This is a genomic window from Zoogloea sp., from assembly GCF_017302315.1.
GTDB lineage: Bacteria > Pseudomonadota > Gammaproteobacteria > Burkholderiales > Rhodocyclaceae > Zoogloea.
Window position 1 is genome coordinate 29,439 of record NZ_JAFLDT010000027.1, and the last position, 15,422, is coordinate 44,860.

At 64.5% G+C, this 15,422-nt stretch carries 12 protein-coding genes; 7 read left to right on the top strand and 5 right to left on the bottom strand.

Features of this window, described 5'->3' with window-relative positions; genetic code table 11:
• Positions 1-75: 75 nt before the first annotated feature.
• The 3 genes from J0L98_RS10215 to J0L98_RS10225 form a co-directional block, all read right to left on the bottom strand.
• Positions 76-2,829 carry a sensor histidine kinase gene (locus J0L98_RS10215; RefSeq protein WP_296411669.1) on the bottom strand — a complete coding sequence of 918 codons (2,754 nt, stop codon included), beginning with the start codon at positions 2,827-2,829 and terminating at the stop codon, positions 76-78.
• Between the two features lie 44 nt (positions 2,830-2,873).
• Positions 2,874-3,065, bottom strand: a complete 192-nt coding sequence (locus J0L98_RS10220; RefSeq protein ID WP_365954585.1) for a hypothetical protein — start codon at positions 3,063-3,065, stop codon at positions 2,874-2,876.
• A gap of 105 nt (positions 3,066-3,170) precedes the next feature.
• Positions 3,171-5,108 carry a sigma-54-dependent Fis family transcriptional regulator gene (locus tag J0L98_RS10225; RefSeq protein WP_296411670.1) on the bottom strand — a complete coding sequence of 646 codons (1,938 nt, stop codon included), beginning with the start codon at positions 5,106-5,108 and terminating at the stop codon, positions 3,171-3,173.
• A gap of 467 nt (positions 5,109-5,575) precedes the next feature.
• Here J0L98_RS10225 and J0L98_RS10230 point away from each other — a divergent pair, with 467 nt between their 5' ends.
• The 5 genes from J0L98_RS10230 to aldA all read left to right on the top strand — a co-directional run bounded on the left by J0L98_RS10230 (position 5,576) and on the right by aldA (position 10,943).
• A complete protein-coding gene (locus J0L98_RS10230; protein ID WP_296411671.1) occupies positions 5,576-6,190 on the top strand; it encodes a Rieske (2Fe-2S) protein in 615 nt (204 codons plus the stop codon).
• A gap of 77 nt (positions 6,191-6,267) precedes the next feature.
• Positions 6,268-8,001 (top strand): PQQ-dependent dehydrogenase, methanol/ethanol family, encoded by a 1,734-nt coding sequence (locus J0L98_RS10235; RefSeq protein WP_296411672.1) that lies wholly within the window; start codon positions 6,268-6,270, stop codon positions 7,999-8,001.
• Between the two features lie 82 nt (positions 8,002-8,083).
• Positions 8,084-8,956 (top strand): transporter, encoded by an 873-nt coding sequence (locus tag J0L98_RS10240; protein WP_296411673.1) that lies wholly within the window; start codon positions 8,084-8,086, stop codon positions 8,954-8,956.
• Positions 8,957-9,011: 55 nt separating this feature from the next.
• Positions 9,012-9,479: a DUF1097 domain-containing protein gene (locus J0L98_RS10245; RefSeq protein ID WP_296411675.1), complete on the top strand. Its 468-nt coding sequence runs from the start codon at positions 9,012-9,014 to the stop codon at positions 9,477-9,479.
• A 24-nt stretch (positions 9,480-9,503) separates the two neighbouring features.
• Positions 9,504-10,943, top strand: coding sequence for an aldehyde dehydrogenase (gene aldA, locus J0L98_RS10250; RefSeq protein WP_296411678.1), 1,440 nt, complete (start codon positions 9,504-9,506; stop codon positions 10,941-10,943).
• 341 nt (positions 10,944-11,284) lie between these two features.
• On the opposite strand, the gene groL is transcribed toward aldA, so the two are convergent.
• Positions 11,285-12,937 carry a chaperonin GroEL gene (gene groL, locus J0L98_RS10255; protein WP_296411680.1) on the bottom strand — a complete coding sequence of 551 codons (1,653 nt, stop codon included), beginning with the start codon at positions 12,935-12,937 and terminating at the stop codon, positions 11,285-11,287.
• Positions 12,938-13,049: 112 nt separating this feature from the next.
• Entirely contained in the window at positions 13,050-13,340 is a 291-nt protein-coding gene (gene groES / locus J0L98_RS10260) for a co-chaperone GroES (protein ID WP_296411681.1), read from the bottom strand.
• Positions 13,341-13,753: 413 nt separating this feature from the next.
• Between groES and J0L98_RS10265 the strand changes: the two genes are divergently transcribed.
• Together J0L98_RS10265 and J0L98_RS10270 are read left to right on the top strand one after the other, a co-directional pair.
• Positions 13,754-14,884 carry a hypothetical protein gene (locus tag J0L98_RS10265; RefSeq protein WP_296411683.1) on the top strand — a complete coding sequence of 377 codons (1,131 nt, stop codon included), beginning with the start codon at positions 13,754-13,756 and terminating at the stop codon, positions 14,882-14,884.
• Positions 14,885-15,075: 191 nt separating this feature from the next.
• Positions 15,076-15,422, top strand: a 347-nt coding sequence (locus J0L98_RS10270; protein WP_296411685.1) for a TolC family protein, incomplete at its 3' end; no start/stop codon positions are given.

Genomic DNA, 15,422 nt, shown 5'->3' on the forward strand with positions numbered 1-15,422 from the left:
CAGTCTCCTCCCCATCCTCGCCCGGGTCGAGGCAGCAGCATGCGAACCTCATTCCAGGGCGCGATTCCCCGTAGTTTATCCTGCCTCATCTTTCGTTTCTGTTGATTTGCCGCAAGGCATCAGAAACGAGAAACATGCGCCCTCTCCGGCGGCACTCTCCACCCACAACCGACCGCCATAGTGTTCGACGATCTGACGGCTGATCGGCAGGCCCAGTCCGGTGCCCTGGGGCTTGTCAGTCATGGTGTTGCCCCCCTGCCGGAACTTCTCGAAAACCACCAATTGCTCCTCGGGCGTCAGGCCCGGGCCGTTGTCCCGCACATCCACACGCAGGCCCTCCGCGCATTCGGCAAGGGCAACCCACACCCGCCCGCGCCCTGCGTCCACGAATTTGACCGCGTTGGAGAGCAGGTTGAGCATCACCTGGACAAGACGGTCGCGGTCGGCCAGCAGGATGGGCACCTGCCCCGGCAGCGATATTTCGAGGGTCACGCCCTTGTCCTTGAAAAGCTGGCTGGTGGACGCCGCCGCCTGCTCAACCACCTCCACCAGGCTGACCTCGCCGTTGTGCCAGTCAGCGTGACCGGACTCGATCTTGGCCATGTCGAGAACCTGATTGACCAGGCGGGTGAGGCGTTCGGTTTCGCTGACGATGATGCCCAGAAAACGCTTGCGCTCGGCCAGATCGATGCGCGGATCTTCGAGCAGCATCTCGGAGAAGGCCCGGATCGAGGTCAGCGGCGTGCGCAACTCGTGCGTCACCGAGGACATGAAGTCATCCTTCAGACGGTCAAGCTCCTTGAGGCGCTCGTTGGCGCTGCGCAACTCGGCGGTGGCGGCCTCCAGCTCGCGGGACTTCTGCTCAAGGCGCTTCGAGTAGGCGCGCACCTGGGAGGCCTCATCAAGGATGTTCATCACCTCGTCGAGGCCCAGGGGCTCTTCCTTCACCACTGAGGAAACCATCACCCGGGCCGAGGCGCTGCCGATGGCGCCGGCCAGGGTGGTTTCGGCAAAATGCACCAGCCCCGCATCGGCGGGCAGAACCTCCACCGACGCCGCACCACGGCTGCGGGCATAGTCGGCAAAGGCGTTGCGCGCCCGTTCGGGCCCGATGAAGCGACCGATCAGAGGTAGCAGGTCGCCGATCTGCGCGCTCCCGCGCCAGAAGGCTCCGCCGGCGGGCCGGCTCTGTTTGAAGACGTCCACGAAGAGGGTTGCCTGGCCCGCCTCGACAGCATTGGGGGAGCGCATCAGGGACACGCACACATAGGCCCCCACGTTGGCGAGCAGGCTCCAGTAGAGGCTGTGGGCAATCGGATCCAGGCCCTTCATGCCAAAGAGCTCCTGGGGACGCAGGACTTCCAGCCCCAGAAAACCCGCCTGCAGGAACTCGATCGGCAGCCAGCCCGACTTGGCGAACGAGGGCAGCAGCAGGGTGTACAGCCACACCACGAACCCGCTCGACAGGCCGGCCAGGGCACCGGCCCGGGTGGCGCCGCGCCAGTACATCCCGCCGATAATGGCCGGCGCAAACTGGGCCACGGCGGCAAAGCTGATCAGCCCGATGCTGACCAGCGCATGGGCCTCCCCCGCCAGGCGGAAATACAGATAGCCGAGGAGCAGGATGAGGATGATCGCACTGCGCCGGATGCCCAGCAGCAAACCCGACAGATCGTCCCGGCCCTGCAGTGCAAGCCAGCGATAACGCAGCAGCACGGGCATCACCAGATCATTGCAGACCATGGTGGACAGGGCGATGGTCTCGACGATGACCATGCCGGTCGCCGCTGACAGGCCGCCGATGAAGACCAGCAGGGCCAGCCAGCCATGGCCCAGGGCCATGGGCAGGGTCAGCACGAAGGTATCGGCATCCACATCCTGACCGGCAAAGTGCATCAGCCCGCCCAGGGCGATGGGCAGCACGAAGATGTTGATCAGCAGCAGGTACAGGGGAAACAGCCAGATGGCCCGGCGCAGGTGGTTCTCATTGACGTTCTCCACCACGGCCACCTGAAACTGGCGTGGCAGGAACATCACCGCCAGCATGGACAGCAAGGTCAGGGCAAACCAGTTGCCATAGGTGTTGCCCCCGGCATTCATGGTCATCAGTTTCTGCAGCCTGGGCTCCAGGGCGGCCCGCGAGAAAAGATCCCCAAAACCATCGAAGAGCCCGAAGGTGACGAAGACCCCGACCGCCATGAAGATCACCAGCTTCACCACCGACTCGAAGGCGACGGCCGCCACCATGCCTTCATGGCGCTCGGTGGCGTCCAGGTGGCGGGTACCGAAAAGAATGGTGAAGGCCGCCATGATCAGCGCGATGTACAGCGTCGTGTCAGCCATCCACGATACCGTGCCGGCCTTGGCAGGCATGATGATCTCGGGATAGTGGGTGAGGATGGCGTAGCTGCTGGACACCGCCTTGAGCTGCAGGGCGATATAGGGGATCACGCCCAGCACCGCAATCACCGTGACCAGCCCGCCGAGCAGGTGGCTCTTGCCATAGCGGGAGGCGATGAAATCGGCGATGGAGGTGATGCGGTGCGCCTTGCCGATGCGCACCATCTTCAGCATCACGAACCACCACAGGGCCACCACCAGGGTCGGCCCGAGGAAGATCGGCGCAAAGCCCAGCCCCGATGAGGCCGCCCTGCCCACGCTGCCGTAGTAGGTCCAGGTGGTGCAATACACCGCCAGGGACAGGGCGTAGATGGTGGGATTGGCAATGATCGAGCGGCCCGCGTCCGCACGCTTGTCGCCCACGTAGGCCACCGCGAAGAGCAGGGCAAGGTAGAGGAAGGAGATGGCAACGATGACGGTACTGGTCATGGCCGCCCCCTACCTGCGAAATGGCTGCCGCGCGTCATGGCGGCCTAGCGCTCGATGATCCAGGCCATCAGGGCAATCACCGCCGCCCAAACGCCGAAGACATAAAGATAGAGGGAGGGAATGCCGAACCACGCCCGCGCCGTGTCGAACACCGACAGGACCGGATAGTTCACCACCACCCAGCCCAGCACGAACAACGCCACCAGGCGCTGCCCGGTCAAGGTCGCCTTGATCATGTCTCCCCTCCCACGTACTGCTTTATTGGTATGTGCGGAACTTATAAACCGAAATCTCCGGTTTGGCGAGTACTCCCCCGGCAGGGTGACCACGCCACACGCCGCTCAGGCATCCGCTTTGGACGCACCCTCATTCACGCCGGACCCGATGCCGTAGCGCCACATCCGCCGATAGAAGGTCGAGCGCGACATCCCCAGCTGGCGTGCAGCCTCGCTGATGTGCCAGCCGGTACGCTCCAGCGCGTTGAGGATGTCGGCTTTATCCGCCGTTTCGCGCCGGGCTGATGACGCTGCCGGCGATGACACCGCAGTCGCCAGACCAGGCTGCAGGTTCTCGGGTAGGTGGGCGGTATGCAGCACGCTTCCCTCACACACCGCCACCGCAAAGCGCAGCACGTTGCGCAGTTCACGTACGTTACCGGGCCAGTGGTAGGCCAGAAGGCGTTGCTCGACCTCGCCTGAGAGAACCACGTTGCGACTGCTCTGCCGGGCTTCTTCGTGCAGGATACGCTGGATGAGTGCCTGGATATCCGAACGCTCGCGCAGCGGCGGCAGACGGAAGGTGGCCGCATTCAGGCGATACAACAGGTCCTCTCGGAACAGCCCCTGAGCGACCATTGCCTCGAGATTTCGATGGGTGGCGCACACCACATGGAGATCAACCGAATCGGGTGTGCTCGCCCCCAGCGCCATTACCTCCCCCTCCGCCAGCACTCGCAGCAAACGCGTCTGCAAGGCCAGCGGCATGTCACCGATTTCATCCAGGAACAGGGTCCCACCACTGGCCAGCTGCACCTTGCCCGGGCTGCCCTTGCTGCGCGCACCGGTGAACGCCCCTTCACGATAACCAAAGAGCTCACTCTCGATCAGGCTCTCCGGGATCGCCGCACAGTTCAGCGCGACGAATGACTTGTCTCGCCGCTTGCTATAGGCATGGATAGCCCGGGCAAAAGCCTCCTTTCCGGCGCCTGTCTCCCCTTGCAGCAGGATGGGCACGCGGCTGTCAGCCAGGCGTTTGATGCGATCGATGCTGGCCGCGACACGGGGATCGGTGCTCACCAACGGGCCAAAGCCCGTCTCGTCACGGACCGACGGACGCCCGATCATTGCCCGCACCGGCGTGGGCGCTGGCGCCCGCAGATGCAACTGGAAGAATCCACCGTTAGCGTGGCAGCGCACCTGCATTGGCACGCCGGGATGCTCATGGGCATGGCGCAGCAAACTCTCTGCATCGGCATCGAGCAGATCGGAGATAGCCTCCAGCGGTTGGGGCAGGCGTGACAACCTCCGGCGCAGTCCGCGACCGGTGCGCACGATACGGCCTTCGCCATCCAGGGCTAGGTACAGGCCTTCATCCACGCCCCAGTCATCCCCGGCCGGACACAGTCGCACCAGCCAATTGTTGCGACAGGCTTCTGAGAACACCGCGTTCTCGATCAGCGCCGCGTTCTGAGTGACCAGGTTATAGACCAGTGACTGGCTACGACGGTCGTCGGGAGCCGACAACGCCGAGGCATTGAGCACTCCCAGAAGCTCATCGTCGGGTCCGAAGATGGGGGCAGCACTACAGGTAATGCGATTGTTGAGTGCTAGGAAGTGCTCCTGCTTGTGCACCAGGATCGGGCTGCGCTCGACGATCGCCGTGCCCACCCCACAGGTTCCCTCCTCCTCCTCCGACCAGCACGCGCCCAGACGAAAGCCACGTCCGCGGAACTCCTGCTCCTGCCGGCCCTGGCCTCGAAAATCGATGGCGGCGCCCCGGGCATCGGTCAGCAGCACGCAGTACCCCGAGTCGCGGACCTGCTCATGAAGGCGAGTGACCCCGGGCTGGGCGATGCGCAGGAAGGACTCCTCCCGTTCGCGCAAGTAACGGCACTCGTTGGCAGTCAGAACCCGGGTAACGACGGGGCGGCCGGGATCGAGCCGGTACTGCTCGATCGATCGCCGCCAGGAGTCCTCCAGTTTCGCCCGTCCGGATTCGACCGCATTTTCTTGGGAGCGCTCTATCGAAAGCGCGCCAAGGGTCCTCGCAGCGATGCTCATCGCCAACCTCCTCCTTGTGTCTCATCCCCGACTGCCCATTTCTGTCGCGCATACGGCCGGAGGGCTTGCGGGTGGATCGAAGAATAGCCGCAAGAAATAGGCCATACAAGGCAGCTTACATCGCCCTCCGCCCGGGATCCCGCTGCACCGCGGCAATCCCGGCGGCCAGCCACCTCAGCGGCGGATCGCACGCTGTGTCTGCGACGTATCAGCAGACAGGCGCTGGCACACCAGTGACACAAGGCTGAAACACTCGGACGCCCCACGGCGACGGGCAGCCCGCATACAAAGACGAGAACTTGGCGCAGAAAAATCAATGACTTGAAAACTCCCCAAGGCGATCAAGGCAGGCACTGGCACAGGCTTTGCCCAACTGATGTGCCAGAAGGCGGCGGCGCGACCGCGGCCCGGCAACGCGGCCGGCAACTGCCGACCCTGACCCAATCCAAAAAGGAGGATGACAAAGAATGGCCGATAGGGAACTGGAAGCGGGCTGCCCCTGCACCAGGGAAGCACAGACAGAGTCCGGGGGCCGGCGCTCCTTACTCGCCGCTTCGCTGGCACTTGCCGTGGCGCCCCTGGTACCTGGGGGCGCCGCCGCTGCCGACAACCCCCGCCGCATCAAGCCCCAGACAGGCGACGGCCTGGCTTACATGACTGGCGACAAGCAGGGCCAGCAAATCGCCCCGACCGACCTCAGGATCGGCGCCCCTCCGGTGCTGGCCTATCCGATGGATATGAGCAACCGGACGGTACGCGACGGTGCACGCACCAACCTGCTGGTGCTGGTGAAGCTGCTTCCGGACGACTTGCCGGCAGCACTCAAGGCCGACTCCGCCGACGGCGTGGTCGCTTTCTCCGCCATCTGCACCCACTACGGCTGCCCGATCACCGAGATCCACCCTTCGGGCGGCGCCTTGGTCTGCAACTGCCACGGATCCACCTTCGATGTCCGCAAGAGCGGTGAAGTCGTAGCGGGGCCAGCCACGCGCCGCCTCACCCACCTGCCACTCAAACAGGCGGATGGCGCCCTGCTGGTGGCGGGGAATTTCTCCGGGCCGCTGGGCCCTCCGCAGCAATGACGAAGAACGCGCCGCCGGGGCGCGTGCATCCCCGGCAACACACCAGGCATCACAACAACAGGATGGAGACGATTCCGATGAAAAGACTGCTTTCCCTCACGGCCCTCGGCCTGGCCTTCATGCCCTTGCTGGCAACAGGCGCGAGTGGCGACTACAAGCCGGTCACCCCCCAGCGCCTCGCCAACCCGGAGCCCGAAAACTGGCTCATGACCAAGGGCAACTACCAGGGCTGGAGCTACAGCGCCCTGGACCAGATCAACACCAACAACGTGAAGAAGCTCAAGCCGGTGTGGAGCGCCGCCACCGGCATGACCTCCGGCCACGAGGCGCCGGCCATCGTCAATGGCGAGATGATGTTCGTCGCCACCCCGCGAAACCAGGTGCTGGCCTTCAATGCCAAGAGCGGCCGCCTGCTGTGGCGCTACAAGCGCGAACTGCCCGAAGGCTTCGGTGCCCTGCACGTCACCAATCGGGGCGTGTCCCTGGCCGGCGACAAGGTCTATGTGGCGAGCCTGGACTGCATGATCACCGCACTGGATGCCAAGACGGGTGCCAAGGTATGGGAATCGGAAGTCTGTGACTGGCAGAAGGACAGCGCCTACATCACCTCGGCGCCCCTCGTGGTCAAGAACGTCGTCATCGTCGGACCGTCGGGCGGCGAGTTCGGGGTACGCGGCTTCCTCAAGGCCTTCGACCTGGAAACCGGCAAGCTCAAATGGACCCGCTACGCCGTCCCGGCCCCCGGAGAACCCGGCTCCGAGACCTGGCCTCAGGAAGGGCGCTGGAAAGATGCCTGGAAGAACGGCGGCGGCACCATGTGGATGCCCGGCAACTATGACGCCAAGAACGACATTCTGTACTGGGGGGTCGGCAATGGCGCGCCCTGGCTGGGTGATCAGCGTCCGGGCGACAACCTCTACCTCGCCTCGGTGCTGGCCCTCAACCCCGACACCGGCGAGATCAAGGGCCACCACCAGTACCACTGGAACGACTCATGGGACTGGGCGGGGATGAACGCACCGACGATCGTGGAGTTCGAGCGCAATGGCAAGAAGGTGCCCGGCCTCATCAGTGCCCAACGCAATGGCTACATCTACTGGCTGGACCGCAAGCCCGACGGCAAGATCGATTTCCAGAAGGCCCTGCGCTACGTGAAGCAGAACGTCTTCACCAGCATCGACCCCAAGACCGGCCGCCCCACCTACAACGAAGCCCACAAGCCCGGCACCGGCAAGACGGCCACCTATTGTCCCAGCCTGTGGGGCGGCAAGGACTGGCCCTTCGAAGCCTACAGTCCGAAGACCGGCATGCTCTACGTGCCTTTCAACGACAACCACTGCATGACGCTCACCGGCAAGATCCAGGAGCGCATCCCTGGCCAGTGGTCGGCGGGGGTGGAGATCACCGAGCTGAATCTCGCGGTGGACAAGAACGCCCCCTATGTAGGCGGCATTCAAGCCTGGAGCGTGAACGGGGCCAAGGAGAACTGGCGCGAAACCTATGCCGCATCGTGGAACTTCGGCTCGGTCATGGTCACCGCGGGCAACGTCCTGTTTGCCGGTGGCACCAACGACCGCATGTTCCGCGCCTATGACGCACGCAACGGCAAGCTGCTGTGGGAGTTCCCCACCCCCTCCGGCATCATCTCGCCGCCCAGCAGCTACTTCATCGACGGCAAGCAGTACGTTGCCGTGGTCTCAGGCTGGGGCGTGGATGCGGCCTGGATCCAGGGAAAGATGCATGAATCCCACGGCTGGGAGAAGCAGGTCCCCGAAGGCGGCTCGGTCTGGGTGTTCGCCCTTGACGACTGAGGCAGCCCCCACCGCCTGATCACGGAACGGCGCCGGGACAGGCGCCGTCCGCCCTCACCCACACCACATGGAGACAACCACAATGATGCTATCAAGGCAGGCCCCCGTTCGCCGGGGCCACCCCGTCCGGCGCCTCGTCGCCCTCATCCTCTTCACCCTTGGCGCCGGCTGCGCCCTGCCCGCGGCGGCCCAGACCACCTTTGACGTGATCGGCCCACATGAATACGACTTGCCGGTGGACTTCCAGCCCTTCAACGTCTTCGTGCAGTACGCCTACGTACAACGCAACAACCGCAGCTTCGACAGCTCGGGCGACCGGGTGAAGGGTTCCGGCTCGGATGCCATCGTCGGCCTATCCAAGTACGTGCGTTTCTGGACGCCGGACTTCAACCGCAAGATCGGACTGGCATGGGAAGTGATCGTGCCAGAGATCAGCCTCCGCAACGACAGGAACAACACCCAGGCCAGCGGCATCGGCGACCCGATGACCGGTTTTGCGGTCTGGTACAAACCCCGAACCGACCTGACCCTGGGCTTCCAGTCCTTCCTGCAGATCCCCGCCGGAAGCACCGACGTCAGCGACAGAAACTGGAAGAACCTGTCCAGTGCCTTCTGGGACTGGCGCCTCACCGACAAGCTGGGCTGGACCGCCGACGCCGGCTTCGTCTTTCAGGGAAAACGCACGGACAGGCTCCTCCCCGGCACGGTGTTCCACACCAACCATCGCCTCGGCTACCGCGTCAGCCCACTGCTGGAGCCCTTCCTGGCACTGGACTATGAGCGCAGCCGGGACACGGCGACGGTGAACGGCGGCCATGCCCTGGACGCCGGTGCCGGGATGATGTTCCACACCTTCGACAACCAGTCCATCAGTCTGCGCTACTCAAAGAGCATCAGTGGCGAAAACCACTCCGCCAACAACAGCATCAACATCAAGTACGCCTACGTCTGGTAAGTCCGGCTGCCTGCGCCCCCTGGGGGGCGCGGCGTCACCGTCAAAGGAGAACGTCATGAAACTACTGCACGCACTCGCCCTCAGCATCGCGCTTCTGGTCGCACTTTGGGTCTATCTCTCGGTCGGCAACCCCGGCCTCAACTTCAATCCCTGGATCGGTTTTGTCGCCTGGGCGGCCTACTTCGCGGCCGGCGGCGGCGGTGAAGGCACGCGCAAGGCCATGGCCGCGGGCATCGCCGGCATCGCGCTGACAGCGGGCACCCTGTTCGGCGTCCAGGCCCTCGGCGGCGGCATCGCGGCCCTGGTGGTGCTGGTGGCCATGCTGGCCTTCGTACTGGTGGCCATGGCCGACATCCCCCTGCTGGCCTACACCCCCGCTGCCTTCCTCGGCGCAGCCTCGTTCTTCGGCTCGGGCGGCAAGCTCGACATCAGCATCGCTTTCGTCACGCTGAGCTGGATAGTCGGCGTGGTGTTCGGCTACACCTCGGAACAGGTCGGCAAACGTCTGGCCCATTCGGCCTGACATTCCCACACACAGGAGAGAAAAATGGCAAACCAATATCGCAACTACATCGACGGTGAGTTCGTCGTCACCGCCGGGGATCCACTGATCGAAGTGCGCAATCCGGCCAATGGAGAGCTGCTGGCCTTTGTTCCGGACGCCGGCACTGCGACCGTCGAGCGGGCCGTCGCTGCGGCGACCCAGGCACAGCCGGCGTGGGAACGCCTACCTGCCATTCAGCGCGCCCAGCACCTGCGCGCCATCGCCGCAAAACTGCGACAGCACAGGGACCGCCTCGCCGAGATCATCACCCGCGAGCAAGGCAAGGTCCTGGGCCTTGCCACGGTCGAGGTGGACTTCACCGCCGACTATCTGGACTACATGGCCGAATGGGCGCGGCGTATCGAAGGCGAGGTGATCCCCAGTGACCGTCCGGGCGAGAGCATTTTCCTGCTGCGCAAGCCCATCGGCGTCACCGCAGGCATCCTTCCCTGGAACTTCCCCTTCTTTCTGATCGCCCGCAAGCTCGCCCCGGCCCTCATCACCGGCAACACCATTGTCATCAAGCCGAGCGAAGAGACGCCAATCAATGCCTTCGAGTTTGCCCACCTGGCCCACGAGGCGGGCCTGCCGCCGGGCGTCTTCAACCTGGTGAGCGGTCGTGGCGCAAGCACCGGAGCCGCCCTGAGCACCCATCCGGGTATCGGCCTGGTGAGCTTCACCGGCAGCGTGGTCACCGGCGCCCGCATCATGCAGGCAGTTGCCCCCAACCTCACCCGGGTCAACCTTGAACTCGGCGGCAAGGCGCCGGCCATCGTGCTGGCAGACGCCGACATCGAGCTGGCGGCGAAGGCCATCAGCGATTCGCGGGTGATCAACACCGGCCAGGTGTGCAACTGCGCCGAACGAGTCTATGTCGAACGCCGCGTGGCCGAAGAGTTCACCACCCTGCTGGCGGCCAGGATGGCTGCCACCCGCTACGGCGACCCAATGGCCGATCGCAGCGTCAACATGGGACCGCTGGTAAACCAAGCCGGCTTGGACAAGGTCTCTGCCATGGTGATCAGAGCTCGGGAGGAAGGCGCCGAGGTCATCACCGGCGGCGCCGTGGCCGACCTGGGTCAGGGCTTCCACTTCCAGCCCACCGTGCTCACCGGCTGCCACCATGACATGGAGATCATGCGCAAGGAGATCTTCGGCCCGGTGCTGCCTATTCAGGTGGTGGACAGCCTGGACGAAGCCATCGACTTTGCCAATGACTCGGACTATGGACTCACGTCGTCCATCTTCACCCGTGACCTGTCCTCGGCGATGCGCGCATGCCACAGCCTGCGTTTCGGCGAAACCTATGTGAACCGCGAGCACTTTGAAGCCATGCAAGGCTTCCACGCCGGCCGTCGCAAGTCCGGGATCGGTGGCGCCGATGGCAAGCACGGACTCTACGAGTACACCGAGACCCACGTCGTCTATATGCAGCACGGCTGAAGGTCACGCGCCCGGCCTCGGCCAGCCGGCCGAGGTGTGCATGAAGGATCTCACTCCCCTCCGGGAGGCCGGACACCAATCGGCCTCCTTTGCCGCCGCCCTCCCCGGCGGCTTTTTTTTGCACAGAATACTGAGCCCGCCAGGACCTTCCCAAGGCAATGTGCGGCTGACTCTGCCATCGCAGTGGCGAGGCCCCCGTCCCGGAATCGGGGTTGACTGCCCTGGCTGCGTCCAACTCAAGGCGGGACATTCACCCACAGGAGTGTGCCCACGCTGGGCGCACTCCACAAAAAAACCCCGCCGAAGCGGGGTTTTTCGGGACAACCGGGTCCGGCGGGAGATTACATCCCCATGCCGCCCATGCCGCCCATACCACCCATGCCGCCCATGTCGGGCATGCCGCCGGCCGGCTTGTCTTCAGCCAGTTCGGCAACCATGCAGTCGGTGGTCAGCATCAGGCCGGCCACGGAGGCGGCGTTCTGCAGCGCGGTGCGGGTCACCTTGGTGGGGTCCAGCACGCCCATTTCGACCATGTCGCCGTACACATCGGTCGCAGCGTTGTAGCCGAAATTGCCGGCGCCTTCGGTCACCTTGTTGACCACCACGGACGCTTCGGCGCCAGCGTTGGCAACGATTTCGCGCAGGGGCTGCTCCATGGCGCGCAGCACGATCTTGATGCCGGCGTCCTGGTCGTGGTTGTCACCCTTCAGGCCGGTGAGGTTGGCACGGGCACGCAGCAGGGCCACGCCGCCGCCGGGGACGATGCCTTCTTCAACCGCAGCGCGGGTAGCGTGCAGGGCGTCTTCCACGCGAGCCTTCTTTTCCTTCATTTCGACTTCGGTGGCAGCGCCAACCTTGATAACGGCAACACCGCCGGCCAGCTTGGCCACGCGTTCCTGCAGCTTTTCACGGTCGTAGTCGGAGGTGGCTTCCTCGATCTGCACGCGGATCTGCTTGACGCGGGCTTCGATACGCTCGGCAACGCCGGCGCCGTCGATGAGGGTGGTGTTTTCCTTGCCCACTTCGATGCGCTTGGCCTGGCCCAGATCGTCCAGGGTGGCCTTTTCGAGGGTCAGGCCGACTTCTTCGGCGATCACCTGGCCGCCGGTCAGCACGGCGATGTCTTCCAGCATGGCCTTGCGACGGTCGCCAAAGCCGGGGGCCTTGACGGCACAGGTCTTGAGGATGCCGCGGATGTTGTTCACCACCAGGGTGGCCAGCGCTTCGCCGTCCACGTCTTCAGCGATGATCAGCAGCGGGCGGCCGGCCTTGGCCACTTGCTCGAGCACCGGCAGCAGGTCGCGGATGTTGGAGATCTTCTTGTCGAACAGCAGGACGAAGGGGTTGTCGAGGATGGCAACCTGCTTGTCCGGGTTGTTGATGAAGTAGGGGGACAGGTAGCCGCGGTCGAACTGCATGCCCTCGACCACGTCGAGTTCGTTCTGCAGGGACTTGCCGTCTTCAACGGTGATGACGCCTTCCTTGCCGACCTTTTCCATGGCGTTGGCAATGATGTCGCCGATCGAGGAATCGCTGTTGGCGGAGATGGAACCGACCTGGGCGATTTCCTTGTTGGTCGAACAGGGCTTGGACAGCTTCTTCAGCTCGTCCAGGGTGGCGGCGACAGCCTTGTCGATGCCGCGCTTCAGGTCCATCGGGTTCATGCCGGCGGCCACGAACTTCATGCCTTCGCGGACGATGGACTGGGCCAGCACGGTAGCGGTGGTGGTGCCGTCACCGGCGATGTCGGAGGTCTTGGAAGCCACTTCCTTGACCATCTGGGCGCCCATGTTGGCGAACTTGTCCTTCAGCTCGATTTCCTTGGCCACGGACACACCGTCCTTGGTCACGGTGGGGGCGCCGAAGGAGCGCTCGAGCACCACGTTGCGGCCCTTCGGGCCCAGGGTCACCTTGACCGCGTCGGCCAGGACGTTGATGCCTTCAACCATGCGGGAACGGGCGGAATCGCCGAACTTGACTTCTTTAGCTGCCATTTAGTGTTTCTCCGGAATTCAGTATTTTCGGAAGTACGCGGGTGACGAGGATGGCCTAGCCATCTTCAGCCTGCCGGGCGCTGGAGGATGCACGGGGGCATCCGCGCGGGGATCAGGCCTCGAGCACACCCATGATGTCTTCTTCGCGCATGACCAGGACTTCCTGGCCGTCAACCTTCACGGTCTGGCCGGCATACTTGCCGAACAGCACGCGGTCGCCCACCTTGACATCCATCTTGCGCACTTCGCCGTTGTCGAGGACCTTGCCATTGCCGACGGCCAGCACTTCGCCCTGATCGGGCTTTTCACCGGCGGAGTCGGGGATGACGATGCCGCTGGAAGTGGTGCGCTCGGCTTCGACGCGCTTGACGATCACGCGATCATGCAAGGGACGGATTTTCATGTAGTGATCTCCTACTCGTTTACATCGGGCAAGGTGCCCAACCAAAAAAATCAAGGCCAGCAGACTGGCGGGAACGGGGCGGCGCACTGTTAGCACTCACCCCCTGCGAGTGCTAATAATAGGGTCGGGTCGTGACCTTTTCAAGAGTACCTTCAGGGATTCTTTTCAACACTGTCTGCGAACAGGCCATCGGCCCGGACAGCGTCACCCGGAATCCAGGTACGCCTGGTTCCCGGACCAGCAAGGCGCCACGCATACGACAAAATTCACAAAAATAACAAATAAACCCTTTTTGCATACGCATACGCCAATTTCACGGCCTAGAATCTCTCCCAATGCCCCCGCAGAGCGGGCAGTTCCGCGACGTCCGAGCAAATGCGACGGAAGTCACCGCTGCAAAGGGAGAATCCACGATGATCGACACCACGCTACGACTCTGTCACTCCGGCATGGATGAGAAGACCCTTAGCGGGTTCCAAGCCTGCCTGAACGTGATGGGCACCGAGGCCTGGGGGCTGTCGGAAGAAGCCGGGGCCGACGCGGCCTTCATCGACATGGACAGCGATCTCGGCCCCTACCTGCTGGCCGCACACCGCCTGCTCTATCCCCTTCGCCCACTGATCGTGACCCGTCGCCCCCCAGGCTACCGGCCGGACCCGCTCACCATCGAACTGAGCAAGCCCCTGCGCCCAAGCACCCTCTCCGCAGCGCTCGGGCGGGCGCGGGAGCTCATGCCACGCCGGGCAAGCCATGGCCTGGCCGACGTCGCCGAGGTCTCGGGCGACGCCCTTGAGAGCATCCCCGACGAGATGCCCTTCGACGCCCTGCGCAGCCACCCGACCTTCGTTCCTTCAGAAGAGCCCACCGGCCTGCTGCGTCGCTTCGAGGAGCGTCTGGCCACCCTGTACGTAGGGTCCATGCCCGATGTGGACCTGAACGATCCGGAGGCCCGCACCCAGATCCAGTACCAGCCCGAGCTCTTCCTGCAGGGCCTGGTCGCCCGGGCGGTCAGCCATGCCCGCGAGATCGCCCAGCCGGTACGCATCGACGATGCGGAAGGCCCCGTGCTTTACCTCGATCCGCGCAATGGCCGGGCTTACGCGACGCGGAGTGCCAATGCCCTGCGCGCCCTGGCCCAGTTGCCCGCACGCGGAATCCTGCGCATGGCAGCCCTGGACCCCCGCACCCCATCCGTTCCGGCGGGCTTGTCAGCGCGCCCCCTCGAAGAGTTCGAATGGGAGCTGGCCCTGTGGGCCTCGCGAGGCCGACTCCCTGCCGGCACAGACGTGGACGCCCCGGTCCGCCTGCGCAGCTGGCCCAACCTGAACCGCCTGACCCTGCCCCCCGAAGCGATCCGCATCGCCGGCCTGTGGTCGCGCGGGCCCCAGAGCCTGCGCGAGACGGTGCGCCTGCTCGGCATCCCACAGCGCTATGTCTTCGCCTTCTACAGCGCCTGCGCGGCCCTCGGGCACGTGGAAACACCCCTGCGGCAGATGCCCCGCAACAAGGTCGACACCCCCTCCAGCCATCCCTCCAGGTGGTGACTGGCGGGATGATCCGGCGCATCGTCGGGCGCCTGCTGGGCCCACGACCCGACGGTCTCCCACCGCAAGCCCGGGCCTGAAGCCCTGCCCTCGCACGCAGGGGGTAAATGCAAGTTTGACGCAAGAAAGTCTTAAGCCGACCGTCAGGGTGCGAACTTAGACTGTCAGCCTGACCTATCAGGCTGACCGGCATGCGCATTCCCTTTCTGCTCATCAGCACCCTGTGGCTGGGCTACGCCCATGCCGCCCCCCTGACACTGCCCGAGGCCGACGCCCGCCTGCTCGAGGCCAACCCGTCCATCGTCCTGGCCCGCAGTGCAGTCGACGCGGCCCGCGCCGGAATCCAGAGCGCAGGCGCCCGCCCCAACCCCACCCTGACAGTCTCGGCCAGCGGCTCGAGCCCCCACCGTCCGGGCAGCTCGAACAGCTGGGACAGGGCAACCGACAACACCATCCGGATCGACCAACCGATAGAGCGCGGCAACAAGCGCGACCTCCGCCTGCGTGCTGCCGACGACAACCTCTCCGCCACCCGCGC